The organism is Kitasatospora sp. NBC_00070 (genome assembly GCF_045041205.1).
In the GTDB taxonomy this organism is placed as follows: Bacteria; Actinomycetota; Actinomycetes; order Streptomycetales; family Streptomycetaceae; genus Kitasatospora.
The window spans coordinates 3973976-4000506 of the sequence record NZ_CP108247.1 but is presented as its reverse complement, the minus strand read 5'-3'; the positions used below and the strand labels follow the sequence as shown (position 1 = coordinate 4000506).

General features: G+C 72.5%; 20 protein-coding genes and 4 pseudogenes. 8 read left to right on the top strand and 16 right to left on the bottom strand.

Features of this window, described 5'->3' with window-relative positions; translation table 11 throughout:
• Positions 1-115 precede the first annotated feature (115 nt).
• Positions 116-1345 carry a benzoate/H(+) symporter BenE family transporter gene (locus tag OHV05_RS18515; RefSeq protein WP_405018672.1) on the bottom strand — a complete coding sequence of 410 codons (1230 nt, stop codon included), beginning with the start codon at positions 1343-1345 and terminating at the stop codon, positions 116-118.
• A gap of 186 nt (positions 1346-1531) precedes the next feature.
• Between OHV05_RS18515 and OHV05_RS18510 the strand changes: the two genes are divergently transcribed.
• The gene (locus OHV05_RS18510; protein WP_405018671.1) at positions 1532-2374 is read left to right on the top strand and encodes a hypothetical protein; all 843 of its coding nucleotides are present in this window, start codon (positions 1532-1534) and stop codon (positions 2372-2374) included.
• A gap of 58 nt (positions 2375-2432) precedes the next feature.
• Here the strand turns inward: OHV05_RS18510 and OHV05_RS18505 are convergent, their stop codons facing one another.
• From OHV05_RS18505 to pdhA, 3 genes are read right to left on the bottom strand one after another with little or no spacing between them, the layout of a single operon-like run.
• Positions 2433-3794, bottom strand: coding sequence for a dihydrolipoamide acetyltransferase family protein (locus OHV05_RS18505; protein ID WP_405018670.1), 1362 nt, complete (start codon positions 3792-3794; stop codon positions 2433-2435).
• 13 nt (positions 3795-3807) lie between these two features.
• On the bottom strand, positions 3808-4782 hold the full coding sequence (locus OHV05_RS18500) for an alpha-ketoacid dehydrogenase subunit beta (protein WP_405018669.1): 975 nt from the start codon (positions 4780-4782) through the stop codon (positions 3808-3810).
• Complete coding sequence (gene pdhA / locus OHV05_RS18495; protein WP_405018668.1) at positions 4782-5948, bottom strand: pyruvate dehydrogenase (acetyl-transferring) E1 component subunit alpha; 1167 nt, start codon at positions 5946-5948, stop codon at positions 4782-4784. Before pdhA ends, OHV05_RS18500 begins: the two co-directional genes overlap by 1 nt.
• Before the next feature lie 361 nt (positions 5949-6309).
• Here pdhA and OHV05_RS18490 point away from each other — a divergent pair, with 361 nt between their 5' ends.
• Positions 6310-6969 carry a response regulator gene (locus OHV05_RS18490; protein ID WP_403043992.1) on the top strand — a complete coding sequence of 220 codons (660 nt, stop codon included), beginning with the start codon at positions 6310-6312 and terminating at the stop codon, positions 6967-6969.
• A gap of 59 nt (positions 6970-7028) precedes the next feature.
• Positions 7029-8108, top strand: a complete 1080-nt coding sequence (locus OHV05_RS18485; RefSeq protein ID WP_405018667.1) for a phosphotransferase enzyme family protein — start codon at positions 7029-7031, stop codon at positions 8106-8108.
• Positions 8109-8337: 229 nt separating this feature from the next.
• Here the strand turns inward: OHV05_RS18485 and OHV05_RS18480 are convergent, their stop codons facing one another.
• The 6 genes and pseudogenes from OHV05_RS18480 to OHV05_RS18455 all read right to left on the bottom strand — a co-directional run.
• Positions 8338-10032 carry a protein kinase domain-containing protein gene (locus OHV05_RS18480; protein WP_405018666.1) on the bottom strand — a complete coding sequence of 565 codons (1695 nt, stop codon included), beginning with the start codon at positions 10030-10032 and terminating at the stop codon, positions 8338-8340.
• A gap of 156 nt (positions 10033-10188) precedes the next feature.
• Positions 10189-11526, bottom strand: a pseudogene (locus OHV05_RS18475) (protein kinase domain-containing protein); the annotation flags it as partial.
• Positions 11527-11716: 190 nt separating this feature from the next.
• Positions 11717-12304 (bottom strand): bacterial proteasome activator family protein, encoded by a 588-nt coding sequence (locus OHV05_RS18470; protein ID WP_405018665.1) that lies wholly within the window; start codon positions 12302-12304, stop codon positions 11717-11719.
• A gap of 97 nt (positions 12305-12401) precedes the next feature.
• Positions 12402-13319: a hypothetical protein gene (locus OHV05_RS18465; RefSeq protein WP_405018664.1), complete on the bottom strand. Its 918-nt coding sequence runs from the start codon at positions 13317-13319 to the stop codon at positions 12402-12404.
• 154 nt (positions 13320-13473) lie between these two features.
• A complete protein-coding gene (locus OHV05_RS18460) occupies positions 13474-14451 on the bottom strand; it encodes an NAD(P)H-quinone oxidoreductase (protein WP_405018663.1) in 978 nt (325 codons plus the stop codon).
• Positions 14452-14506: 55 nt separating this feature from the next.
• Positions 14507-15163, bottom strand: a pseudogene (locus OHV05_RS18455) (potassium channel family protein); the annotation flags it as partial.
• A 236-nt stretch (positions 15164-15399) separates the two neighbouring features.
• Between OHV05_RS18455 and OHV05_RS18450 the strand changes: the two are divergent.
• The gene (locus OHV05_RS18450) at positions 15400-16428 is read left to right on the top strand and encodes a potassium channel family protein (protein ID WP_405021492.1); all 1029 of its coding nucleotides are present in this window, start codon (positions 15400-15402) and stop codon (positions 16426-16428) included.
• 7 nt (positions 16429-16435) lie between these two features.
• On the opposite strand, the gene OHV05_RS18445 is transcribed toward OHV05_RS18450, so the two are convergent.
• The 5 genes and pseudogenes from OHV05_RS18445 to OHV05_RS18425 all read right to left on the bottom strand — a co-directional run bounded on the left by OHV05_RS18445 (position 16436) and on the right by OHV05_RS18425 (position 20719).
• Positions 16436-17626, bottom strand: a complete 1191-nt coding sequence (locus OHV05_RS18445) for a molybdopterin molybdotransferase MoeA (protein ID WP_405018662.1) — start codon at positions 17624-17626, stop codon at positions 16436-16438.
• Positions 17623-17892, bottom strand: a pseudogene (locus tag OHV05_RS18440) (DUF6457 domain-containing protein); the annotation flags it as partial. The gene OHV05_RS18445 and the pseudogene OHV05_RS18440, both read right to left, overlap by 4 nt.
• 356 nt (positions 17893-18248) lie before the next feature.
• Positions 18249-18806 (bottom strand): annotated as a pseudogene (locus OHV05_RS18435) (molybdenum cofactor guanylyltransferase); the annotation flags it as partial.
• Positions 18807-18822: 16 nt separating this feature from the next.
• Positions 18823-19752 carry an MBL fold metallo-hydrolase gene (locus OHV05_RS18430; protein ID WP_405018661.1) on the bottom strand — a complete coding sequence of 310 codons (930 nt, stop codon included), beginning with the start codon at positions 19750-19752 and terminating at the stop codon, positions 18823-18825.
• Positions 19753-19888: 136 nt separating this feature from the next.
• Positions 19889-20719, bottom strand: coding sequence for a polyprenol monophosphomannose synthase (locus tag OHV05_RS18425; RefSeq protein ID WP_405018660.1), 831 nt, complete (start codon positions 20717-20719; stop codon positions 19889-19891).
• Between the two features lie 301 nt (positions 20720-21020).
• On the opposite strand from OHV05_RS18425, the gene OHV05_RS18420 reads away from it, so the two are divergent.
• The 4 genes from OHV05_RS18420 to OHV05_RS18405 all read left to right on the top strand — a co-directional run bounded on the left by OHV05_RS18420 (position 21021) and on the right by OHV05_RS18405 (position 25756).
• Positions 21021-22406, top strand: a complete 1386-nt coding sequence (locus tag OHV05_RS18420; RefSeq protein ID WP_405018659.1) for a phosphomannomutase/phosphoglucomutase — start codon at positions 21021-21023, stop codon at positions 22404-22406.
• Between the two features lie 100 nt (positions 22407-22506).
• Positions 22507-23703, top strand: a complete 1197-nt coding sequence (gene manA, locus OHV05_RS18415) for a mannose-6-phosphate isomerase, class I (protein ID WP_405018658.1) — start codon at positions 22507-22509, stop codon at positions 23701-23703.
• Positions 23704-23789: 86 nt separating this feature from the next.
• Complete coding sequence (locus tag OHV05_RS18410; RefSeq protein WP_405018657.1) at positions 23790-24395, top strand: GDSL-type esterase/lipase family protein; 606 nt, start codon at positions 23790-23792, stop codon at positions 24393-24395.
• 311 nt (positions 24396-24706) lie between these two features.
• The gene (locus OHV05_RS18405) at positions 24707-25756 is read left to right on the top strand and encodes an HNH endonuclease (protein WP_405021491.1); all 1050 of its coding nucleotides are present in this window, start codon (positions 24707-24709) and stop codon (positions 25754-25756) included.
• On the opposite strand, the gene OHV05_RS18400 is transcribed toward OHV05_RS18405, so the two are convergent.
• Positions 25753-26460 carry a hypothetical protein gene (locus tag OHV05_RS18400; protein ID WP_405018656.1) on the bottom strand — a complete coding sequence of 236 codons (708 nt, stop codon included), beginning with the start codon at positions 26458-26460 and terminating at the stop codon, positions 25753-25755. The two genes, OHV05_RS18405 and OHV05_RS18400, sit on opposite strands and share 4 nt — an antisense overlap.
• Positions 26461-26531 lie beyond the last annotated feature (71 nt).

The following is a 26531-nucleotide window of genomic DNA, read 5'->3' as shown; positions in this document are numbered from 1 at the left end:
CGGGTGGGGGGTCGCGAAGACGTACCCGGTCCGGCCGCCCCCGCAGTCCCCCCGTGCGCCAAGTTCCCCGGACCGGTGCAGCCGGTCGGCCGACCGGCCCAGCCCCGGTTGCGGGTCAGCCCCGGCGGGACCGCCCGGCCTGCAGCACCAGGTGCGTCGCGACACCGAACAGCAGGCCCCAGAACGCCGAGCCGATGCCGTACAGGGTCATCCCCGAGGCGGTGGCCAGGAAGGTCACCACCGCGCCGTCCCGGCCGTGCTCGTCGGCCGTCGCGCCGGTCAGGCTGCCCTGGAAGGAGGCCAGCAGGGCGGTGCCCGCGACCACCGCGACCAGCGCGGTGGGCAGGCCGGTGAAGAGGCTGACCAGCACCCCGGCGAAGCTGCCGATCAGGATGTACAGCACGCCGGTGGACATCCCGGCGACGTACCGGCGACGCGGGTCGGGGTGGCTCTCCGGGCTGGTGCAGATCGCGGCGGTGATCGCGGCCAGGTTGACCCCCGGCGAACCGAACGGGGCCAGCAGCACCGAGAGCCCGCCGGTCGCGCCGATCAGCAGCCGGTCGTCCGGCTGGTAGCCGGAGGCCCGCATCACGCCGAGACCGGGCGCGTTCTGCGAGGCCAGCGCGACGATGGTGAGCGGCAGCGCGAGCCCGACCGTGGCGGCCCAGCTGAACTGCGGCACCGTCAGCTCCGGCCGGACCGGACCGCCGGCCCCGAACTGCAGCGGCAGTCCGACCGTGACGGCCGCCAGCAGACCGCCCGTCAGCAGGGCCACCGGCACGGCGTACCTGGGCACGAACCTGCGGGCGGCCAGGAAGGCCGCGAAGCTGCCCAGCACCAGCACCGGGGCGGTCTTCAGCGAGGTGAAGATCCCGGCCCCGAACGAGAACAGGATGCCCGCCAGCATCGCGTTCACGATCCCCACCGGGATCGCCCGGATCAGCCGCCCGAACAGCCCGGTCACCCCGAACAGCGCCACCAGCACACTGCTCACCAGGAACGCCCCGACCGCCTCCCGGTACGGGTACTCCCCCAGGCTGGTCACCAGCAGCGCCGCGCCCGGGGTGGACCACGCCGCGATCACCGGGGTCCTGGTCCACCAGCTCAGCAGCAGGCAGCTCAGCCCGCTGCCGATCGACACCGCCCAGATCCACGAGGCGGTCTGCCCCGGGTCCAGGTGCCCCGCCTCGGCCGCCGCCAGCACCACCACCAGCGGTCCCGAGAACGACACCGCCACACACACCAGCCCGGCCAGCAGGGCCGGCCCCGACACGTCCCTGCGCAGCGACGGCCGAGGCTCGGTGGTGTCCTGCGGTGCCGCTGTCGTCCCCCGTGTTCCAGTCACCCCGGCAGTATCCCGGAGGGTGCCCGAACAGTGCTCGAAAAAGATTTCCGAACCCACCTGCAACCCCCGGGCGGGATGCACGTCTTAACCGTTGAAGGCACGGAGAGCAGGGTCCGGCGGAAGTCGGGCAGGCGGCGCCCCTTCACCAACTCATCGCCAGTTTCAGCTCCTTGGGGGAGACACGTCATGCGCACGCCCGTTATCAACCGTTTCGCGAAGATCGTCCCGCTCGTCGCCGTCGCCGCCCTCACCGCCGGGCTGACCGTCCTCCCCGCCTCGACCGCCTGGGCCTGCGGCGACGAGCCCGCCCCGGCCGCGACCGAGGCGTGGGAGCACCACGCCACCGAGCCGGTCACCACGATCATCCCGGGGACGCCCGACAGGATCACCGTGGGTGGGCCCAAGGTGGAGTTCGGCCTCAAGTTGTCGAACGGGACCGGCGAGGACTACCGGAGCATCGCACCCCGCCCCGCCCTGTGGAACCCGCAGTCCGGCGACGTCTCCAACGACCTGCGGAAGGTCAACCTCCGCCCCGAGGACATCACCGTCGAGATGATGGTCGACGGCGGCTGGAAGAGCCTCCCGCTCCGGCACAGCTGCGACCCGGTCCTCAACAACATCGACGTCACCGCGGGCAGGGGACCGCTCGCGGCCGGCCAGACCAAGCGCTTCCTCTTCCGGCTCGGCCTGAAGAGCAGCACCCCGGTCGAGCAGAAGTCCGTCGAGGTCCACCTCGGCGAGGGCACCGAGCCGCTCACACTGACCATGGTCCGCCCGCCCGCACCCAAGACCCCCGCACCCAAGACCCCCGCAGCCCAGGCCCCCGCCGCCGTGCCCGCCGCCGCCAAGGACGTGCCCGCCGCCGCGCCGACGCCGAGCGTCTCGCCCACTGCCGCTGCCACCACCGAGCTGGCCGAGACCGGCAGCACCACCCCCAACACCTTCCTGCTCGCCTCCGCCGCCGCCATGGTCGCGCTCGGCACCGGCGTGCTGCTGATGGTCCGTCGGACCCGTCGCACCCGGGGCTGAAACGCCGGACGGGCCCTGCTCCCGAGGGAGCAGGGCCCGTCCGTGTGCCGAAGGGGCGTCAGCCCCAGGTGATCAGACGCTTCGGGCGCTCCAGGACGGCGGCCGTGTCGGCCAGCACCTTGGAGCCCAGCTCGCCGTCGACCAGGCGGTGGTCGAAGGAGAGCGCCAGGGTGGTGACCAGCCGGGGCACCACCTTGCCCTTGTGCACCCACGGCAGCTCCCGGACCGCGCCGAAGGCCAGGATGGCGGCCTCGCCGGGGTTGAGGATCGGGGTGCCGGTGTCGACGCCGAAGACGCCGACGTTGGTGATCGTCACGGTGCCGCCGGACAGGTCGGCCGGTGAGGTCTTGCCCTGCCGCGCGACGTCGGTCAACTCACCGAGGGCGAGCGCCAGTTGCGGCAGGGTCTTGGACCCGGCGTCCTTGATGTTGGGCACCAGCAGACCGCGCGGGGTGGCCGCCGCGATCCCCAGGTTGACCTGGCCCTTGAGCACGATCTCCTGGTTCGCCTCGTCCCAGGCGGCGTTGATCTCGGGGTGCCGCCGGATCGCGGTGAGCAGCGCCCGGGCGACCAGCAGCAGCGGGCTGACCCGGACGCCCTCGCCCAGTTCGCCGCTCGCCTTGAGCTCCCGGACCAGCTTCATGGTCCGGGAGACGTCGACCTGGATGAACTCGGTGACGTGCGGCGCGGTGAACGCCGATGCCACCATGGCCTGCGCGGTGGCCTTCCGGACGCCCTTGACCGGCACCCGGACGTCACCCGCACCGACCGGCAGCGGGGTCGCGGCCACCACGGCCTCGACCACCGGCGCGGGAGCGGAGGCGGGGGCGACCGCGGCGTGCACGTCCTCCCGGGTGATCACACCGTCCGGGCCGGTCGGGGTGACCGTCCGCAGGTCGATGCCCAGGTCCTTGGCCAGCTTTCGCACCGGCGGCTTGGCCAACGGCCGCTCCGCCGAGGCGGGTTCGGGCTGCACGGGGATCACCACGACCGGCGCCGGAACGGCGGCGGCCGCCGGGGCCTTCCGGGCCCGGCGCTGGGCGCCGCCCGTCCGCGGGCCGTACCCGACCAGCACCTCGCGGCGCTCGGGCACCGCGGCCTCCGGCGCCTCGGCGGCCGGCACTGCCGCCGGGGCGGCGGCGGGAGCGGGCTCAGCGGCCCCTTCCCCCACCGCGATCGCGATGATCGCGGTGCCGACGTCCACCGTCGAACCGGCCGGGAAGAACAGCGTCTCGACGACCCCGTTGAACGGGATCGGCAGCTCGACCGCCGCCTTCGCGGTCTCCACCTCGCAGACCACCTGACCGTCCGTCACCACGTCACCGGGCTTGACGTACCAGGTCAGGATCTCGGCCTCGGTCAGACCCTCGCCGACGTCCGGCATCTTGAACTCGCGGAGCGAGCGCACTTCAGTGGTCATTTCGCTCCTCTTCTCAGAACGCCAGGGCGCGGTCGACGGCGTCGAGCACGCGGTCCAGGTCGGGCAGGTAGGACTCCTCCACCCGGGACGGCGGGTACGGGGCGTGGTAGCCGCCGACCCGGAGCACCGGGGCCTCCAGGTGGTAGAAGCAGCGCTCGGTGATCCGGGCCGCGAGCTCGGCGCCCAGGCCCATGAAGACCGGCGCCTCGTGCACCACGATCGCCCGGCCGGTGCGCTTCACCGACTCCTCGACGGTGGCGAAGTCGATCGGCGAGATCGACCGCAGGTCGACCACCTCGAGCCGGCGGCCGTCCTCCTCGGCCGCCGCGGCGGCCTCCTGACAGACCTTCACCATCGGCCCGTACGCGATCAGCGTGGCGTCGGCACCGGGCCTGACCACCCGCGCGGCGTGCAGCCCGAGGTCGGCCGAGTCGCCGACCTCGCCCTTGTCCCAGTATCGGCGCTTCGGCTCCAGGAAGATCACCGGGTCGTCCGAGGCGATCGCCTGCCGGAGCATCCAGTGCGCGTCGTGCGCGTTGGAGGGGGTGACCACCCGCAGGCCGGCCGTGTGGGCGAAGTACGCCTCGTGCGACTCGCTGTGGTGCTCGACCGCGCCGATGCCGCCGGCGAACGGGATCCGGATGGTGACCGGCATCTTGACGTGCCCGAGGGCCCGCGCGTGCATCTTGGCCAGCTGGGAGACGATCTGGTCGAAGGCCGGGTAGACGAAGCCGTCGAACTGGATCTCCACCACCGGGCGGTAGCCGCGCAGCGCCAGGCCGATCGCGGTGCCGACGATGCCGGACTCGGCGAGCGGGGTGTCGATCACCCGGTCCTCGCCGAAGTCCTTCTGCAGGCCGTCGGTGATCCGGAAGACGCCGCCGAGCTTCCCGATGTCCTCGCCCATCAGCAAGGTCTTCGGGTCGTTCTCCAGCGACTTGCGCAGCGCCTCGTTGAGCGCCTTGGCGATGCTGAGCTGACCTGCCATCAGTGGTTCTCCCCGCCCTCGAAGGAGGCGGCGTACGCCTCGTACTCGGCCCGCTCCTCGTCCACCAGCGTGTGCGGCTCGGCGTAGACGTGGTCGAAGATCAGCGTCGGGTCCGGGTCGGGCATGTTCCGGACGCCCTCGCGGACCCGCAGGCCGAGCTGCTCGCTCTCCGCCTCGACCCCGGCGAAGAACGCCTCGTCGGCCAGGCCCTCCGCGTCCAGGTACGCCTTCAGCCGGGAGATCGGGTCCTTGACCTTCCAGGACTCGGTCTCCTCGGTGGCCCGGTAACGGGTCGGGTCGTCCGAGGTGGTGTGCGCGCCCATCCGGTAGGTGAACGCCTCCACCAGCACCGGGCCCTGGCCGCTGCGGGCGTGGTCCAGCGCCCAGCGGGTCACCGCGAGGCAGGCCAGCACGTCGTTGCCGTCCACCCGGACACCCGGGAAGCCGAAGCCGGAGGCGCGGCGGTAGAGCGGGATCCGGGTCTGGTTGGTGGTGGGCTCGGAGATCGCCCACTGGTTGTTCTGACAGAAGAACACCACCGGCGCGTTGTAGACCGAGGCGAAGGTGAACGCCTCGCTCACGTCGCCCTGGCTGGAGGCGCCGTCACCGAAGTACGCGATCACCGCGTCGTCGGCGCCGTCCTTGGTGATGCCCATCGCGTAGCCGGTGGCGTGCAGGGTCTGCGCGCCGATCACGATGGTGTAGAGGTGGAAGTTCTTCTCGTTCGGGTCCCAGCCGCCGTGGTTCACGCCGCGGAACATGCCGAGCAGGTTCAGCGGGTCGACGTCGCGGCACCAGGCCACGCCGTGCTCCCGGTAGGTCGGGAAGGCGTAGTCCCCGGTGCGCATCGCCCGTCCGGAACCGACCTGGGCCGCCTCCTGGCCGAGCAGCGAGGCCCACAGGCCGAGCTCGCCCTGGCGCTGCAGCGAGGTCGCCTCGGCGTCGAAGCGCCGGACCAGCACCAGGTCCCGGTAGAGCGAGCGGAGCTCCTCCGGCGTGGTGGTCAACGGGAAGTCCGGGTGCTCGACCCGGACGCCTTCCGGCGTGAGCAGCTGGACCAGCTCGGGCTGGGCGTCCGGCCGGCTCTCCGAAGAACCCGGCGAGAGGGTGTCAGGGACGGCGGGGGCAGCCTTCTTGCGCGCCCTCGTCGTGCTTTTGACGGTCACGTTCACTCCTCGGTCTGTCCGGCCGCCCGGGGTCGCCGGTGACCGGTCCGGTCACCGCCTCGCAGGAGCGCGTGGGTATGCGCACCGACTGCTCAGCAGGTGGTGTTCCTTTTCCGACGGCGTCCCTCACGAGAACGTTACCCAGCGCAGCCCCTTGGCGCTTCTGCGCTAGGACGTCCTAGTTGTTCGGGTTTCGTGAGCGCCGCGGGTGTGGCGCGGCTCTCATTTCGTGGCCGTCAGGACACCTGCGCACGCTATCCGGGCAGCAGTCTCCGCGTAAGGGGGTAACGGGCATCAATTTCCGGCCGCCGGTCGGCACGGAGGATAGGTCTTCTGTACGTATATATGGGAGCATTTGGCCGTGACTGGAAACGGACAAATCAGGGTATTCCTGCTCGATGATCATGAGGTCGTCCGACGGGGCGTGCACGAGCTGCTCTCGATCGAGGACGACATCGAGGTGGTCGGCGAGGCCGGCACCGCCGCCGAGGCGCTCACCCGGATCCCGGCCGTGCGACCGGACGTGGCCGTGCTCGACGTCCGGCTGCCGGACGGCAACGGGGTCGAGGTCTGCCGCGAGGTGCGCTCCCAGCACCCCGAGATCAAGTGCCTGATGCTCACCTCCTTCTCGGACGACGAGGCGCTCTTCGACGCCATCATGGCCGGGGCCTCCGGGTACGTCCTGAAGGCGATCCGGGGCACCGACCTGCTCTCGGCCGTCCGCGACGTGGCGGCGGGCAAGTCCCTGCTCGACCCGATCGCCACCAGCCGGGTGCTCGCCCGGCTCCGCGACGGGGGCGAGAAGGAGGACGAACGGCTCGCCCAGTTGACGAAGCAGGAGCGCCGGATCCTCGACCTGATCGGCGAGGGGATGACCAACCGGCAGATCGGCAACGAGCTCCACCTGGCCGAGAAGACCGTGAAGAACTACGTCTCCAGCCTGCTCGCCAAGATGGGCATGGAGCGCCGGACCCAGGCCGCCGCGTACGTCGCGCGGCACCAGGCGGACCACCACCACTGAGAGCAGATCGCTGACACTGTGTCAAGTACCCCTGCGGGCAAGCACTACGCTCAGGGCACGTGACCCACGGCACCTCCTTCGCGTGCGCACCGGCCCGCCCGGACACCAGCGCACCCCCCATCGGCACGCTCAGTCCCCCGGTGCAGGACCGCACCCTGGCCGGGGTGCTGCGCACCTACCGGCTCACCCGGTTCAGCGCCATACCGGTCGCCGAGGGGCTGCTCAACCGGGGGTACCGGGTGGAGACCGAAGCCGGCCGGTTCTTCCTCAAGTGCTACGTCGACCAGGCCACCTCCACCCGCCCCGTAGTGGCCGCCCAGCACCGCGCGACCACCGCGCTGGCGGCGCTCGGGCTGCCGGTCGCGCCCCCGGTCCGGACCCGGGACGGCCGCACCTGCACCAGCCGGGAGGGCCGCCTGTTCGCGCTCTTCCCCTGGGTCGAGGGCGAGCACCGGCACGGCACCGAACTGGACCTCCGGGAGGGCGGCGACCTCGGCGCCCTGCTCGGCCGTCTGCACAGCGCCCTGGCCCGGGTCTGCGCCCCCGTCCGGCAGCCGGCCGGCCACCGGTCCGCCGACCCCGAGGAGACCGCCCGCCTGGTCGGCCGCCTCCGCGACCGGGCCGTCGCCGCCGGGCCCGCTCCCTTCGACACCCTCGCCGTACGACGGCTCACCGAACGGCTCGACCTGCTCGACACCCACCGCCACCGCCGCCCCGCCCCACAGGCCGCCCCGCCCACCGGCTGGACCCACGGCGACTTCCACAGCCTCAACCTGCTCCACCGGCAGGGCCGGGTGACCGCCGTCCTGGACTGGGACAAACTCGGCCTCCGCCCGCAGGCCGAAGAGGCCGTCCGGGCCGCCACCCTGCTCTTCGACGACCGCACCACCGGCGTCCTCGACCTCAACCGGGTCCGCCGCTGGTCCCGCGCCTACCGCGCGACCGGCGCCGCCACCGCAGCCGACCTGGCGGCCGCCGCCCACCGGGTCTGGTGGGAACGCCTCAACGACCTCTGGATGCTCCAGTGGCACTACCAACGCGCCGACCACCGCGCCGACCCGCTCTTCCCCGCCTCGGCCGCCCAACTCACCTGGTGGTGCCAGGAGTACGAACAGGTCCTGGACGCCCTGACCAACTGAGCGCAGGCGCCTCCGACTTTTGGCAGGTGGCTCGGCATCTACGGTCAGGGGCTCGGGGCCCTGCTGATGTGCGGCTCAGCCGCGTGGGCGACGCCGACCTCGTACAAGGTGATCGTCGCGTAGGTGGGCAGGCACTTTCGCAGTGATATCCGCCGGCCACGAACCGTCGCCGTCCCCCGAGCCCCTGGACCGTAGACCCGGAGCGCCCTGCAAAAAGTTGAGCGCTTGCCTAGGAGTTCAGCTGGTTCGGCTCCGCCGCCGGAGGGCTGCTCGCCGGCGGGGTGGGGGTCGGCGTGGGCGTCGGGGTGGGGGTCGGCGTGGGCGTCGGCGACGACGACTTCGACGGGCTCGGCGACGGCGTCGGAGTGGGCGTCGGGGTCGGGGTGGGCGTCGGGGTCGGCGACGGCGTGGGGGTGGGCGTCGGGGTCGGCGACGGGCTCTTGGTGGTGTTCTTGGAGGCCGACGGGCTCGGGGTGTCCGCCGACGGGCTGGGCGTGACCGGGGCGGAGTCCGAGGTCGCCGGGGTGACCGGCGTCCCGGTGCCGTGGTTGCCGTTCAGTGCCAGCCCGATGCCGATGCCTGCGGCGCCGAGCACCAGCAGCACCCCGGCCACCACCGGCCAGGGGTTCCGTCGCCGCTTCGGTTCCTCGTCCGCCGCCCCGTCGTCAGCACCCGCACCCACGGCGGGATACGGCGCCGAGGGCGTCTTGAACGGTGAGCCCACCGGGTAGCCGAGCACGGCCGTCGGGTCGGTGGACGCCCCGACCCCACCGAGCGGCTCGGTGATCGCGGTGCCCCCGCTCGGGACCCCCTCGTAGCCGGGGTATCCCCCGGTGTTCCCGGACCCGGCCGCCGCCAGCCCGGCTGCCGCGGCGGCCGCGGCCGCGGCACCCGCCGCGTACCCGGCACCCGCCGCACCGTGCATCTCGCGCAGTGCGTGCTGCAGGTGCGCCCGGAACTCGTCCGCGTCCTGGAACCGGTCGTCCGGGTCCTTCGCCAGCGAGCGCAGCACCAGCGCGTCCAGCGCGACCGGCACCCGGTCGTTGGCCTGCGAGGGCGGCACCGGCGCGTCCTGGACGTGCTGGTAGACCACCGAGAGCGGGGTGTCGCCGGTGAACGGCGGTCGCAGCGCCAGCAGTTCGTACAGCATGCAGCCGGCCGCGTACAGGTCGGAGCGGTGGTCGACCGCCTTGCCGAGCGCCTGCTCGGGCGAGAGGTACTGCGGGGTGCCCATCACCATGCCGGTCTGGGTCATCGTGCTGGCCGCGCCGGTGAGCGCGCGGGCGATCCCGAAGTCCATCACCTTGACCGCGCCGCCGGTCGTGATGATCACGTTGGCGGGCTTGATGTCGCGGTGCACGATGCCGTGCCGGTGGCTGTAGGCGAGCGCCTCCAGCACCCCGGCGATGATGATCAGCGCCTGGTCGACCGGCGGCGCCTCCTCGTCCACCAGCAGTTCGCGGACGGTGCGGCCCTCGACCAGCTCCATCACGATGTACGGCGTGGACTCGCCGTTCTCGATCTCCTCGCCGGTGTCGTAGACCGCGACGATCGAGTGATGGTTGAGCGAGGCGACCGAGTGCGCCTCGCGGGTGAACCGGAGCCGGGCGGTCTCGTCCTGGGCGAGTTCGGTACGGAGCAGCTTGACCGCCACCGTCCGGGCCAGCCGGACGTCCTGGGCCGCGAACACCTCGGCCATCCCGCCCCGGCCGAGCCGGTGGGTGAGCCGGTAGCGGCCCTCGCCGACGGTGCCGAGCGGTGCGGCGGTGCCCCGGCCGGGGGTCGCCGGGCCGGCGCCGCCGCCGGCGGGCAGGACAGCCGTCTCCGCCGTCTCGGCGGTGCTGGGCGTGGGGGTGGCCGCCGGCACCTCGGGCGTGTCGGGGGTCTCGTCCGCGCCGTCGCCCGGCTGCTGTGTCTGTGCCATCACTCCTCGCCCCGGGCCGTTCGCCCTGTCAGTTGCGTCCTTGGAACGCTACCGCTTCGGCGGGTCCGGCGTGCCGTGGCGGAGCCGGTACGACGGTCAGATCGGCCGGTCCGGAAGGTACTGGCTCGAAGCCGCCGACCCACCGGTACCGTACGTGTCCTGCTCCCGCTGCTTCTCCTGCTTGGCCGCCACGATCGCGACGATCACGCAGGCCAGCAGGATCACCCCGATGATCACCCCGACCACCACCAGCGCGGTCGAGCACCCGTTGCCCTTGGCCGGCTGCGGGGCGAACCGCGGTGCGGCGTACGACTGCTGAGGGTACTGCGGCTGAGCCACCGGGTACCCCTGCTGCTGCGGGAACGGCCCCGGCGTGTGCGGCCCCGGGTACGGCTGGGCGAACGCCGGCGGCGGGGTCTGCGGCCCGTACGGCGGCGGGGTGGACGGCTGGTAGGGCTGGTGCACCTGCGGGGCGGGCCCGCGCAGGTCGCCGCCGACCTGCGGGAAGCCGGTCAGCGAACCCCCGACCGCGGCCGCGCCGCCGGCCGACACCGAGCGCGGACCCTCGCCGATCACCAGCGGGGTGACCGTGCGCAGCGGCATCCCGGCGTCCGGCGCCCCGGCCGCGATCCGCTCCAGCTCGGCCCGCATCGCCTCGGCGGTGGGGAACCGGTGCCCCGGGTCCTTGCGCAGCGCGCGGGCCACCAGGGCGTCCACCCCGGGGCGGACCGCCGGGTTCAGCCCGGACGGCGAGGGCGGCTCCTCCTGCACGTGCTTGTACGCGATCGAGAAGGGCGAGTCGCCGTCGAACGGCAGCTGCCCGGTGAGCAGCTCGAACAGCATGCAGCCGACCGAGTAGAGGTCCGAGCGGGCGTCCACGCTCTTGCCGAGCGCCTGCTCCGGCGAGAGGTACTGCGGGGTACCGACCACCATGCCGGTCTGGGTCATCGAGGTCACCCCGGACTGCAGGGCGCGGGCGATGCCGAAGTCCATCACCTTCACGGTGCCCTTGGCGCTGACCATCACGTTGCCCGGCTTGATGTCCCGGTGTACCAGGCCCTGGTCGTGCGAGGCCTCCAGTGCGGACAGCACCGCCCCGGTGATCTTCAGCGCCTGGTCGGCGGGCATCGCGCCGTGCCGGGCGATCGCCTCGCTCAGCACGTCGCGCAGGGACTCGCCCTCGACGTACTCCATCACGATGTAGGGGGTGGTCGCGCCGTCCGGGCCGATGTCCTCGCCGCTGTCGAAGACCGAGACGATGTTGGTGTGCTGGAGCCTGGCGACCGCCTGCGCCTCCCGGCGGAACCGCTCCCGGAACGCCTGCTCCCGGCCCAGCTCGGTGTGCAGGGTCTTCACCGCCACCTTGCGGTCCAGCACGGTGTCGTGCGCCAGGTGGACGGAGGCCATCCCACCCTGGCCGAGCAGGTGCCGCAGCACGTACCGGCCGCCCGCCAGCGAGTGGCCCCCGACCGTGCTGCCGTCCTCGCCGCTCATGCTCTCCTGCTTCCCCCTCCGGCTGCGGAGGTGTCCCGGCTGCGCGGCCGTCCGGTTCCCGAACCGGACCGACCCCGGCCGCCGGCCCGCAGGGGCCCGGCGACAGGGGTCAGGGTATCGGCTCGGTCCGCCGCCACCGGGTGCCGGGGCGGGGCCGTGTCCGAGCTGGAACGAAGTCCGCGCAGCAGCTCTACAGGTACGGCCCCGAACGGATGCCGCGCCCCTCGGCCGGCTCGTCGAACTCCGGTTCGGCGCCGTGGCTGCCGGGCGGCAGTGCGCGCCGCATCTGCTCCAACTGGGCCCGGGCGGCCATCTGCTGGGCGAACAGCGCGGTCTGGATGCCGTGGAACAGGCCCTCCAGCCAGCCGACCAGCTGGGCCTGGGCGATCCGCAGCTCGGCCTCGGTCGGGATGGTGTCCTCGGTGAACGGCAGCGAGAGCCGCTCCAGCTCCTCCACCAGCTCCGGCGCCAGGCCGAGCTCCAGCTCCTTGATCGAGCTGGCGTGGATGTCCTTCAGCCGGGCCCGGCTCGCCTCGTCGAGGGGGGCCATCCGGACCTCCTCCAGCAGCTGCTTGATCATGCTGCCGATCCGCATGACCTTGGCGGGCTGCTCGACCATCTCGGTCACCGGCAGCTCGCGCGGCTCCATCGCCTCGCCCTCGCCGATCCGGCCGAAGCCGGATCCGGGGACCGCCCCGATCGGCATCCCGTCCGGGCCCACGACCAGCACCTTCGGGGCGTCCTCCGACTGCGACCGTTCGTTCATCGGCTTAGTCATAGCTCCTTCATATGCTTCACGCGGGGAGAGGGTCAACTCGTCGCCCATCATGCCGGGTACCGGGCCGCCCGCGCCGGTGATCCGCGCTGACCCGGTGTCAGCGGCGGCGCAGCCGCAGGCCGACCAGCCCCAGCCCGCAGCCGATCATCGCCAGTCCGGCGCCGAGCGGCAGTTGCAGGTTGGAGGCGTCGGTCCAGCGCAGCGGGGCGGTGAACCCGGTCGCCATCCGGGCGGCCGTGGCCGGCCGGTGGTCGGCCGCCTCGACGGTTCCGGTCTCGGCGGACGGCTCGGTCGGGCCCGCCGGGTCACCGGCCTCGGCCGCCGGAGCAGCCGGCCCGGCGGGGAGGACGGGAGCGGCCGGAGCGACGCGCGCGGCCGACGGGGCGGCGAGCTGCTCGACGGCGGCGGCCGCCGGAGCGGGCGGCTGGAGGACGGGCTCCTGGTGCGGCCGGGCCGGCGCCACCGGCGGCGCGGGCACCGCCGGACCGGCGGCGGCCGCCGGGGTCGGCTCGGCCACCGGGCTCGGCAGCGGCGTCGGCTCCGCCGCAGGCGTCGGGGTGGGCGTCGGCAACGGGCTCGGCTCGGCGGACGGGCCGGCCGACGGACCGGCACTGGGCACGACGGACGGCGTCGGGGTGGGCGTCGGCGCCACCGACGGTACGGGCGAGGGGTCGACCGCCCGCGACGGCTCGGGGCGCACCGGGTGCTCGGGCCGCGCGGGGTTGGCCGGGACGGTCCGCACCGGGGTCGTCCCCGGGCGGACCGGCAGCTGCACGGTCGGCAGGGCAGGCAGGGCGGGGAGCTGGGGCAGCACCGGGAGCTCGGGTATCACCACCGAGGGCACGGACGGCAGCACCACCACCACCTGCGGCGGGCCGACCGGCTCCCGCTGGTCCGCCAGCGCGACCGGCCCGGCCAGCAGCAGCGGGACCGTCACCCCGGCCAGCACGGCGGTACGCCACCGCACCGCCACCGGAACGGGACGTGCTGAGAACGCGAACGGAAGTGCGGCCACGGAGGGAGGTCCTTCCGACGGCCGCCCGCGCTACGACGCGGACGGCGGCGGGACAGCTCCGCACCAGCCTCACACACTCCGACATTCAGAGCATTTCGGACTCACCCAGGGGTCCGCCGCAGCCTCTGGCCGACGCCACGGCGGACCCTCGGGGTCAGCGCGTGAGCAGCACCTTGCCGACCTGCTCGCCCACCTCCAGCACGCGGTGCGCGTCCGCCGCCGCCGTCATCGGCAGCACCCGGTCGATCACCGGCTTCACCACCCCCGCCTCGATCAGCGGCCAGACGTGCTCGCGGACCGCCGCCACGATCGCCGCCTTCTCGCCCAGCGGCCGGGCCCGCAGCGTGGTGGCGGCCACGGCGGCCCGCTTGACCAGCAGCTTGGAGAGGTCCAGCTCGCCCTTCACCCCGCCCTGCAGCCCGATCACGACCAGGCGGCCGTTGGTCGCCAGCGCGTCGAGGTTCCGGTCCAGGTACTTGGCGCCCATGATGTCCAGGATCACGTCCGCCCCGGCCCCACCGGTGGCGGCGGCGACCTCCTCGACGAAGTCCTGCTTCCGGTAGTCGATGCCGACGTCCGCACCGAGCTCGGCGCAGCGGGCCAGCTTCTCCGCACTCCCGGCGGTGACCAGCACCCTGGCCCCGACCGCCTTGGCCAGCTGGATCGCCATCGTGCCGATCCCGCTGGCGCCACCGTGCAGCAGCACCGTCTCGGCGGGGCGCAGGTGCGCGACCATGAACAGGTTGGACCAGACCGTGCAGGCCACCTCCGGCAGCGCGGCCGCCTCGGTCAGGCTCAACCCCTCCGGCACGGGCAGCAGTTGGCCGACCGGGACGGCCACCAGCTCGGCATAGCCGCCGCCCACCAGCAGGGCGCAGACCTGGTCGCCGACCGCCCAGCCGGCCACCCCGGCCCCGAGGGCGACGATCCGTCCCGAGCACTCCAGCCCGGGGTACGGCGAGGTCCCGGCCGGCGGTGCGTAGCGGCCCTCCCGCTGCAGCAGGTCGGCCCGGTTGACCGCACTGGCCGTGATCTCGACCAGCACCTCCCCGGCGGCGGGCACCGGGTCGGGCACCTCCGCCCACACCAGCGCTTCGGGACCACCGGGCTGAGGAATCGTCATCGCATGCATGACCCCGACGGTACTGCCCCGAGCGGGGCCGATCACGGAGGTCGCGGCAGCGGCCTCAGGCCGGCGGGGCCGCCTGCTGGATGGTGATGACGCGGTCGGTGAGCTGCAGGACGGCAGCCTCCGGCTCGGTGTAGTTCAACACCCGCCGCCCCCGCACCACCGCCACCACCAGATCCGCACACTCCCGCGGACTACGCCCCGCCTCCGCCCGGGTCACCGGACGCTCCACCACATCCAACCCGTTCCCGTACGTCAACAGGTCCTCCATCACCGCCCCCGCATGCGGACTCAGCATCGACATCCCCAACAACCGCCCCGCCGAACTCGAACTCGTCACCACCACATCCGCACCACTCTGCCGCAACAACGGCGCGTTCTCGTCCTCCCGCACCGCCGCCACCACCGTCGCCCCCTTGTTCAACTGACGCGCCGTCAACGTCACCAACACCGCCGTGTCATCCCGCTCCGGCGCGACCACCACCCGACTGGCGGTGGGCAGTTCGGCGCGCAGCAGGGTGTCGGTCCGGGTCGCGTCCCCGATCACGCCGGTCAGTCCGTCCCGGGTGGCCTGGTCGACCACCTTGCGGAGCGGGTCGACGATCACGATCTCGGTCCGCGCCACCCCCTGACCCAACAGGGTCGCCACCGCATGACGCCCCTTCGTCCCGTACCCGATCACGACGGTGTGCTCGCGCACGGTGGACCTCCAGCGGGTTGACGACGGCGGATGCCGGCGACGATACCGAGGCCGGTCAGATTTCGAAGGCCAGCACACCGGCCGGCACTGCGGCAGGAAGGCGAAGGACTGACGGACGCCGTTCCGCTCACCGCTCCGGTCGATCTCACGACTCGCCAGCCGGGAGTCGCCGCCGTACGGATGCTGCCGTCATCCTGGTCCACGTGACGAAGAACGATCAGCCTTCCGGGCCCGGGCGCTCGCGGTACCGCCTGGGTCGACGCCCTGATCCCGACGCCGAGTCCGGCAGCCGGATCACGCTGCCGACCCGGCCGCCGGAGCCGCCGCTGCGCCAGGTCTCCCGGCGGCTGGTGCTGGCCCTGAGCGTGCTGATCGCCACCACGCTGATCGTCTGGCTGGACCGCAGCGGCTACAACGACAACTCCGACGGCGCGGTGGACCTGCTGGACGCCGCGTACTACGCCACCGTCACGCTCTCCACCACGGGGTACGGCGACATCACACCGGTCAGCGACGGGGCCCGGCTGACCAACATCCTGGTGATCACACCGCTGCGGGTGGTCTTCCTGATCATCCTGGTCGGCACCACCCTGGAGGTGCTGACCGAGCGGACCCGTCAGCAGTGGCGGATCGGCCGGTGGAAGGACACCGTGCGCGAGCACACCGTCGTGATCGGGTACGGGACGAAGGGGCGTCATGCGGTGGCGACCCTGCTGGGTCAGGGGGTGGCGCGGACCGAGATCGTGATCGTCGACCCCCAGGCGAAGGTGATCGAGCAGGCGGCGATGGACGGCCTGGTCGGCGTCCAGGGCGACGCCACCCGGACGGACACCCTGCTGCGCGCCGAACTCGGGCGGGCGGCCCGGGTGGTGGTCTCCCCGGGCCGGGATGACACGGCGGTGTTGGTGACGTTGACGGCGCGTCAGTTGAACAAGGGGGCGACGGTGGTGGCGGCGGTGCGGGAGGACGAGAACGCGCCGTTGTTGCGGCAGAGTGGTGCGGATGTGGTGGTGACGAGTTCGAGTTCGGCGGGGCGGTTGTTGGGGATGTCGATGCTGAGTCCGCATGCGGGGGCGGTGATGGAGGACCTGTTGACGTACGGGAACGGGTTGGATGTGGTGGAGCGTCCGGTGACCCGGGCGGAGGCGGGGCGTAGTCCGCGGGAGTGTGCGGATCTGGTGGTGGCGGTGGTGCGGGGGCGGCGGGTGTTGAACTACACCGAGCCGGAGGCTGCCGTCCTGCAGCTCACCGACCGCGTCATCACCATCAAACCGGCCTGAGCCGCCGTCAAGGGGTGGCCAGGGTCTCGGCCCGGCCGTCGGCCGGGACCCCGCCGGGCGGGACCACCGCGAGCGCCTCGGCCAGGGCCAGGCCGCGCAGCATCGCCGGGCCGTCGAAGGCCAGCGGCACCAGGCCCCGGTCGGTCCTGACCACCGGGACCAGCCGGGTGTCGGCCGGATGGCCGGGCAGCGCGACGGCCACCGGCTCGGTCCGCAGCTCCGGCCCCGGGCGGCCGGCCAGCCGGCCGAGCAGCGGCAGGGCCAGCGTGACGGTGCCCGCGACGGCCGCCAACGGATTGCCCGGCAGACCCACCAGGTGCCGCCCGTCCGCCAGTTCGGCCAGCAGCATCGGGTGGCCAGGACGGACCGCCACACCGTCCACCAGCAGCCGGGCACCGGCCGCGGCGAGCGCCTCGTGCAGGTGGTCCACCGGACCGGCGGCCGTCCCGCCGGTGGTGACCACCACATCGGCGGACGAGTGCCGGATCACGTCCCGGAGCAGCCCGAAGTCGTCCCCGACCCGGCGCTGCCCGACCAGCTCCGCACCGGCCGCCGCCAGCCACGGCGGCAGCAGCGGGCCGAGCGCGTCCCGGACCAGGCCCGCCCCGGGGAGACCGGAGTCCAGCAGTTCGTCACCGAGCAGCAGCAGTTCGACGGTCGGCCGGCGGTGCACGGTCAGCCGGTCGTAACCACAGGCGGCGGCCAGCCCGAGCACTGCCGGGGTCACCACCGTCCCGGCCGGCAGCAACGCCTCGCCCCGACGGCACTCCTGACCACGGGGCCGGACGTCCTGACCCGGCGTCACCTCGCCCCTCCCGTGCAGCACCACCCCGTCGGTCCGGCCGTGCTCCCGGCGCAGCACCCCGGTGGCACCCGGTGGCAGCTGCGCCCCCGTGGCGATCTGCACCGCCGCCCCGTCGGCCAGCGGGCCGCACGACTCCCCCGCCAGCACCCGCCCCGCCAGCCGCCACGGCCCCGGCCCGGCCACCGCCCAGCCGTCCATCGCGGACGTGTCGAAGGACGGCAGGTCGGTGAGCGCCGCCAGCGGCTCCGCCAGGGTCTGTCCGAGCGCCGCACCCAGCGCCAGCGCGCCCGCCGGCAGCGGCTGACGGACCGCCAGCCGCGCCGCCCGGCGGGCCTGCGGCCACCCGCAGTGGTGCAGACCCTGCACGGTGGCGGCCGCCGCCACCGTGGTCACGCCTGCTCTCCGGCCCAGCGTTCGGCCAGCGCCGCCGTCCGCGCCTGCGCCTTGGCCACCTCGGCGGGCCCACCACCCTGCTGGGCGGCCGCATAGCCGACCAGGAACGCCGTCAGCGGTGCGGCGGGCCTGGCCACCCCGTGCGCCACCACCCGGGCGAGGTCCAGCAGCCCGGCCACGTCCACCTCCAGGTCGATGCCCAGTTCGGTGGCGACGTCGGCGATCCAGTCATCCAGCGTGCGCTCCATGGCCCCATGCTGCCTGATCGACCGCCCCCCGCCACGCTCCGGGTCATCACCACCGCGCGTCGCTTCCCTCACCCGGCCCCACCCCCACCCGTGAGCGCACGGCAGGTGCTCCGGAAGGCAGGGGCTCGGGGCTCTGCTGATGTGCGGCTCCGCCGCGTGGGCGACGCCGACTTTTAGGCAGGTGCTTCGGAAGGGTCAGGGGCTCGGGGAACTGCGACGCCGACCCTTGCAAGGTGATCGTCGCGTAGGTGGTCAGGCACTTTCGCAGTGACCCGCACGCCAGATCTCCTCGCCCACGCGGCGGAGCCGCAGATCAGCAGAGCCCCGAGCCCCTGGGTAGTCAACGGCTGAGCACCTGCAAGGAGCTATGCGTCCCGGAGCCGGGCCAGTTCGAGGTCCTCCCAGGTGTCGCAGTCGTACGAGACCCCGTCCGGGTCCGCCAGCCGGGCCGGGCGGAGCGGGGCGAGCAGGTGCCGGAGCGGCAGTCCGACCGGATCGCCGAGCCCGGCCAGGGTGCCCCGGAGGGCCGGGGTGCGGTAGGCGCCCACCAGCAACTGGTCCCGGCCGGCCGCGTCGACCAGCAGCGCCCCGTCGTGCTCCGCGAGCGCGTCCAGCAGCCGTCCTACGGTCCGCCCGTCCAGGAACGGCAGGTCCGCCGCGAGCAGCAGCACCCGGTCCGCGGTGAGCTGCCCGAGCCCGGCCGCGACCGCCGCGACCGGGCCGCCACCGGGCGGGTCCTCCCGGGTCCAGTGCACGCCGCCGCGCTCGGTCGGCCGCTCGGGGCCGACCACCACCACCGTGCGGGCGTCCGGGCAGGCGGCGAGCACCCGGTCGAGCAGGGTGTGCCCGCCGACCGTCAGGCCCGGCTTGTCCACCCCGCCGAGCCGGCGGGCCGCGCCCCCGGCGAGGACGAGTGCGTCGTAGGCGGTCATCCCGCCGGTGTCCCGCTCACGGGTCCTCGACGATCTCCGCGTCCACGATGCCGTTGTCGCCGTTGGACAGCTCCTCGGGCGTGAGCACGTTGGCCGCCGCGCTGAGCTCGAGCATCACCGGGAGGGTCAGCCCGCCGTACCGCTCGTTGACCATCGCGGCCAGGGCCTCGGCGTCGTCGGGGTGGGCGGCCAGCGCCCGGTCGAAGTCCTGCAGGTACTCGCTGGTGAAGGTGAGCACCCGCATCGCGTCGTCGTCCGCCCCGGGCACCCGGTGGCCGGCGATCACCCGGTCGGCGCCGAGGTCGGCCAGCCGGGCGAGGTTGTGCGACCACTGCTCGCGTTCGGCCGGGTCGGTGTCCGCCGTCCAGACGTGGGTGCCGTTGTAGACGAAGTCCCCGGCGACCACGGTGCGGCTGCCCGGGACGTGCACCACGGTGGAGCCCGCGCTGTCGCCCTGCCCGAGGCTGAGCACCCGGATCAGCTGACGGTCGATCATCAGCGGCTGCGGCAGCAGCGGGGCGGGCACCAGCGGGTGGTCGGGGATGTCGTCCCCGTACACCGGCTTCCACTGGGCCACCTTGGCGGCCAGGGTCGCCACGATCCCCTCCACCACCAGCGGGGCGGCCAGCAGCTGCGCCTTCGGGAAGAGCCGGAGCACCTCCTCGGCACCGAAGTAGTGGTCCGGGTGCTGATGGGTGATCACCACCGCGAGCAGCTGGCGGCCCTTGCCCGCCACCCACTCGGCCAGCTCCCGGCCCGCGCTCCGGGTCAGCTGGGCGTCGACCAGGATCGCGGTGCGCTCGCCCATGATCAGGCTGGAGGTGGCGAAGAAGGCCGTCTCGGGGCCGGTGAAGACCTCGATCCGCAGCGGGGCCGGTGCCGGGCCCGGGTGCCCCGCACCGGCCGGTTCGGCTCCGGCGGTCCCTTCGGGCTGGGACGGCGTCACATCGGCTCCCTGGTCGGCGCGGTGGGCCCGGGCCGGGCACCGTAGGGCTCCAGCTTGGGAGGAAACCGCCGGGATTGCCGGGTAGGCGCGCCCAGGTGAGTGATCACGCACGTCCCGGGCGCCGCCGACGCCGCGGTTACTTCTTCCCGGTGAGCTTGTCGAGGCGGGCGGTGAGTCCCCAGGCGGTGACCCGCCACAGGGCCTCCAGCACGATGCCCCGGCTCATCTTGGACGCACCCAGCTCACGCTCCACGAACGTGATCGGCACCTCCGCCACCTTGTAACCCGCCTTCACCGTCCGCCACGCCAGATCCACCTGGAAGCAGTACCCCGCCGAAGCGACGTGCTCCATCCCCAGACCCTCCAGCGTCTCCCGCCGAAACGCCCGGTACCCACCCGTCACATCCTTGATCGGCACATCCAGCATCAACCGCGAATACAGCGAACCACCACGCGACAACAACAGCCGCGAACGCGGCCAGTTCACCACCTCACCACCGGGCACCCACCGCGAACCCAGCACCAGATCCGCACCCCGCAACGCCGTCAACAACCGCGGCAGCTCCTCCGGCCGGTGCGAACCATCCGCATCCATCTCCACCAGCACCTGGTACCCACGGTCGATCCCCCACCGGAACCCCGCCAGATACGCCGCCCCCAGCCCCTCCTTGCCCCGACGGTGCAGCACATGCACCTGCCCGTCCGCAGCGGCCAGCTTGTCCGCGATGTCACCCGTACCGTCCGGACTGTTGTCGTCCGCCACCAGAACATGCGCCTCCGGCACCGCCGCCCGCACCCGGGCAGTGATCCGCTCGACGTTCTCCGCCTCGTTGTACGTCGGAATGATCACCAGCACCTCACCAAGATCGGCGAAGGAGCTCTCCAGGTCAGCCGTGGTCACGTCTCTGATGCCTTTCGGGTACAGCGGGTGAGCAGCGAGCACTGGTGGCCGCTGGTCCGGGTCCATGAGGCGCACCCCGTGAGGCCCGGGCTCGTCGGATACGAAGAAGTACAGGAATAGTGCATGCTACGACGACCAGCCTGCCCGACCGTTGCCAGGGCGGTGCTGCACCCGCTCAACAGATAGTCTTCCTGTTCAACTTGCACACCCGTGGGTCGCGAAGCAACCGGTCGCTCGCGTCCGACTAGCCCGCCCTCCCACCCGCCCCGGCGCTGGTGGGAGCACCCGGCAGGTCGGGCCTTGCCCGCGCCGGTGTGACCGAGAACGTGCGGCACCGCCGCACCGAGCAGGGTGGAGTGCCGGACCGATGCGGGACTTGAAGCAGCTGGTGAAGGCGTACGACGTGCGTGGTGTGGTGCCGGATCAGTGGGACGAGTCGTTGTCGTTCGCGTTGGGTGCGGCGTTCGTGCGGGTGGTGGGTGCGTCGGCGATCGTGGTGGGGCATGACATGCGGCCGTCGTCGCCGTCGCTGTCGCGGGCGTTCGCGCTGGGTGCGGCGGCGTCGGGTGCGGACGTGGTGGAGATCGGGCTGTGCTCCACCGACCAGCTGTACTACGCGTCGGGGTCCCTGGACCTGCCCGGTGCGATGTTCACCGCCTCCCACAACCCGGCGCGGTACAACGGGATCAAGCTGTGCCGGGCGGGTGCGTCCCCGGTGGGGCAGGACACCGGCCTGGACGAGATCCGTGAGCTGGTGGAGTCCTGGACCGCCGCCGACGACACCGTCACCGTCCCCGCCCTGGACGTCGAACCCGGCACCCTGTCGGCCCGCGACACCCTGAAGGGGTACGCCGGGCACCTGCTGGGCCTGGTGGACCTGACCGGCATCCGCCCGCTGAAGGTGGTCGTCGACGCGGGCAACGGCATGGGCGGCCACACCGTGCCCACCGTCTTCGCCGGCCTGCCCCTGGACCTGGTCCCGCTGTACTTCGAACTCGACGGGACGTTCCCCAACCACGAGGCCAACCCCCTGGACCCCGCCAACCTGGTCGACCTGCAGGCCAAGGTCACCGAGACCGGCGCCGACCTCGGACTGGCCTTCGACGGCGACGCCGACCGCTGCTTCGTCATCGACGAGAACGGCGACGCGGTGTCCCCCTCCGCGATCACCGCGCTGGTCGCCGCCCGCGAGATCGCCCGCGCCCAGGCCGACGGCGAGGCCAACCCGGTGGTCATCCACAACCTGATCACCTCCCACACCGTCCCCGAAGTGGTCCGCGAACTCGGCGCCACCCCCGTCCGCACCCGGGTGGGGCACTCCTTCATCAAGCAGGAGATGGCCACCACCGGCGCCGTCTTCGGCGGCGAGCACTCCGCGCACTACTACTTCCGCGACTTCTGGCGCGCCGACACCGGCATGCTCGCCGCCCTCCACGTCCTGGCCGCCCTCGGCCACCAGGACCAGCCCCTGTCCGCCCTCACCACCCAGTACGACCGCTACAGCGCCTCCGGCGAGATCAACTCCACCGTCACCGACCAGCACGCAGCCACCACCAAGGTCCGCACCCACTACGCCGACCACCCCCACGCCCAGGTCGACACCCTCGACGGCCTCACCATCACCACCCCCACCTGGTGGCTCAACCTCCGCGCCTCCAACACCGAACCCCTCCTCCGCCTCAACGTCGAAGCCGACACCCCCACCACCATGACCACCATCCGCGACACCGTCCTCACCCTCATCCGCACCTGACGGACCCGACCACCCGCCGACCGACCCACCGGCACGCCCGCGCCGCGGCGGGTCGGTTAGGGTCGGGTAACTCCCGTACGAGAGCGAACAGGACGTGTCCATGGACCGGCTCGCCAACACCGTCCGCCCCTATGCCTGGGGGTCGGTCACCACGATCCCCGCGTTGCTGGGTGTCGAGGCGACCGGCGAACCCCAGGCCGAACTCTGGATGGGCGCCCACCCGAGCGCCCCGTCCCTGGTCGACCGGGGCGCTGGTCCGCGTGCCCTGGACGAGCTGATCGGGGCCGACCCCGAGGGCGAGTTGGGCGCCGCGACGGTGGCCAGGTTCGGCCCTGCCCTGCCGTTCCTGTTCAAGGTGCTGGCGGCCGGGGTGCCGCTCTCCATCCAGGCGCACCCCACCCTCGCCCAGGCCCGGGCCGGCTTCGCCGCCGAGGAGGCCCGGGGCATCCCGCTGGACGCGCCGGAGCGCAACTACCGGGACGCCAACCACAAGCCCGAACTCATCTGCGCGCTGGACGAGTTCGAGGGTCTGTGCGGCTTCCGCCGACCGGCCGAGGCAGCCGGGCTGCTGGCCTCGCTGGCGGTGCCCGAGCTGCTGCCGCTGGTCGAACTGCTGCGCGGCAAGCCGGAGTCGGAGGCGCTGAGCGCCGCGCTGGCCGACATCCTCTCGATGACCGGCGAGCACGCCACCGCCGTGGTGGCGGCCACCGCCGCCGCGATCGAGCGGGCCGCCGCGACCGACGACCCGACCGGCCAGTTCGCCGGATACGCCTTCGCCGCCCGGGAGTTCCCCGGCGACACCGGGCTGCTGGTCGGCCTGCTGCTGAACCACTTCAGGCTCCGGCCGGGCGAGGCGCTCTACCTGGGGGCCGGCCTGCCGCACGGGTACCTGCGGGGTGCCGGCGTGGAGATCATGGCCAACTCCGACAACGTGCTGCGCTGCGGTCTGACGCCCAAGCACGTGGACCCGGCCGAACTGCTCCGGGTGGTCGACTTCCAGGCCGGTCCGCCGGAGGTGCTGCGGCCGACCGCCGACGTCGGCGGCGAGGAGCTCTACCCCGTGCCGATCGACGAGTTCCGGCTGTCCCGGTACGTGCTCACCGGGGTGGCCCGGGTGCTCGACGGCCGGGCCCCGCAGATCCTGCTCTGCACCAGTGGCAGTGCCGAACTCACCGGCGCCGACGGCACGGTGCTCACCCTGGACCGCGGCCAGTCCGCGTTCCTGCCGGGGACGGGCACCGAGACCCTGCTGACCGGCGCCGACGCCACCGTCTTCCGGGCCACCGTCACGCTCTGAGCCCGGGACGGCCCGGGAGGCCGCCGCCGTGTCCGAGGCGCGGAATCCCGGGCGCCCCGGGCCCGCCCGCTGCCAGCATCACGGCCATGACCCACGACCTGCGCATCTGCTTCGTCGGCGACTCCTACGTGGCCGGCCTCGGCGACCCTCGCTTCCTCGGCTGGGCGGGCCGGCTGGCCGCCCGCACCATCGCCGCCGGGCGGCCGCTCACCGGCTACAACCTCGGGGTCCGGCGGCAGACCTCCGCCGACGTGCTGGCCCGGTTCCGGAGCGAGTGCGGCCCCCGCCTGGCACCCGCCGACGACCCCCGCGTCGTCCTCTCCGTCGGCGTCAACGACGCCACCCACGAGGACGGGCGTCCCCGGGTCACCCCGGACGAGTCCTCGGCCAACCTCGGCCGGCTGCTCGACCAGGCCGCCGCCGAGGGCTGGTCCGTCCTGGTGGTCGCCCCACCACCGGTGGCCGACCCCGGGCACCAGGCCCGCACCGCCCTGCTGGACCGGGAGTTCGCCCGGATCTGCCGCGCCGCAGGCGTCCCCTACGCCCCCGTCCACCAGCCCCTCGCCGCCGACCCCACCTGGATCCACGAAGTCCGCACCGGCGACGGCGCCCACCCCGCCGAGGCGGGCTACGACGCCCTCGCCGACCTGATCGCCCCGCACTGGGACGCCTGGCTCGACTCCGGCCGGTAGCGCCGCCGGGACGGGATTGTAGGGTCCGCTGGCTGATGAGCAATCACAACCTCGCGACCAGCAGTGATGTCGACGGTGAGCAAAGGGCAGTCGTCCACTGGTCGCCTGATCATGAGCAATCGGACCGATTTCATGATCAGCGACCGCGAGCTTCAATCGACTAAGCACCCAACCGGCGGTTGGGCATATGGTCTGCGCATGCCTCTGCCCCAGCCGAGCTCACATGGCGCCAGCGACGTACGCCAAGCCGAAAGCGGGCGGCCCGTCACCCGGCTTACTCAGGGCAAGCTGTGAGCTTCAACCCTGACGAGATGATCATCCCTGCCGCTCTGCCCCAGCGGGAGCGAGCGATGTTGCGCTCCCTTCAGCTGACCGACATCGTGCGCACCCCACGCGACGAGAAGGTGTTCAAACGAACTCTGCTCGCACACGGGTGGACACAGGACATGATCTACCTTCTGGAGCACGAGCGCGGTGGCCGGCCTCGCTCGGGCCGCTACGAGCTGGCGGCGGTGCAGCGGCTCATCACACGAGGCGATTTCCAGGCGATGCTCGTGTTGCACTACGAAAGTCGTTTGAGACTTCGGGCGAGGCTTCGGGCAGCAGAGCCCCCCAACGTGCAGTCTGCCGAATCGCGTCGCGCTGCCAGCGCGCGTCTCACGTGGAGAGAGGCCCAGGAGGCGTACCGCTCACAACTCGCGGCCCGTCATGCGATGGAGTCCCGTGCACGCCCGGGCTCGACCGTCTCTCAAAGGGCGGTGGTTCCCACGCAGCCGCAGCGCGTTGAGGCCCATGCCGCCCCTCGGCCAGCGAGCAACGGTGCCATGGCGCCCAGCAGCCAGCGGTGCCCCGTTTGTGATCAGGGCGGCGTGCCGCAGGGCCGCTTCCGTCATTCACGGTGCGACGGGAAGTCAAAAGCGGCATCGGCACCTTCCTCCCGGTTCCAGGATGATGAGGCAGCGCGAAAGTACCGCAGGCTGGTGGAGACAGTAGAGCGTCGAGAGGAACAGACACGTGGACGCCGTGGCGGCGTGGGTGCGTCCCATCGAGTCCGAATCGCCGCTGCGCGAAGGGCAGTCCTAGTCCGGTCTGGAGGCCGGTGCGAGAACCCAGATTGCCTGGGTCAGCCCGAGGATCTGACTGACGACGGGCGCCCGATATTGGAAGTCGATCACGTTGAGAAGTTGGCGGATGGAGGGCGCGACCACCCGTCGCAAATGGTTGCGCTCTGCCCGAACTGTCATGCGGTGAAGACTCGGGGACGCACCCGAGACTCCCTGCGAGAAGTGCTGGCTGGCGTGGCGGCACGAGCGCATGCCACCTGGGTGGCTGCGCCTATCACACCAGAACAATCTTCCTAAACAGGATATTCGGGCCTACTCGACGAAGAACTCGGAGCCGTGTAGTGGTCCAGATACTCCTGCATCTCGGTGTCGATCGCCTCGTCGCTCCCTCCATTAACGACGTTCCAGAGGCGGTTCTCGAGCCAGAACCGGTAAGCGAAGTACTCGAAGGAGGGAGCGCACCAGAGGATCTCAGCTTCCTGGGCGACGAGGTCGTCCAAGTCGCTCTCCGGCTCGTAGTCGTCGGAGTCTCGCGCCTCGTACTCGAATTCGTAGTCGAGGTAGGAGTTGACCACGAACACCTCGCCGGACGGCCGCAGGTAGAGGTACCAGAGAACGCAGTCCTGTTGGTCTCGGAAGAATCGAACGAGGAACGCGCCCGGCTCGACGGGGCTAGGCAGCGGCTCCGACAGGCTGCTCCAGCAGCCGGTCACTGATACCTCGTCCAAGGCGCCGCGCAGGTTTGATGAGGTGTAGAACGTAACGAAGTCCTGGGGCAGCGCCAGTCCTTCGGCGGCCAGGTGGCGTTCCAACTCGTGAAGATTCTCAACCTCGTTCGGATCCGTGTCGCCGGGATCGTCGAGCCACTGAAACGCTCCAACGAAGCGGCTTGCGTCCAACGTTGGCAGGCTGGCGTAGGGGTACCTCTCGTACGTGTAGCGGCAGAGCCGGTAGTCGCCGAGGTCGGTAGCGCACCAGGCGGCACGGAAGTCGACGGTCATCAGTGGCTGCTCCGTTCGAATCAGGACACGCGCTCCGCAGCATGCCACTCCGCTCCGACATCGAACGGGCC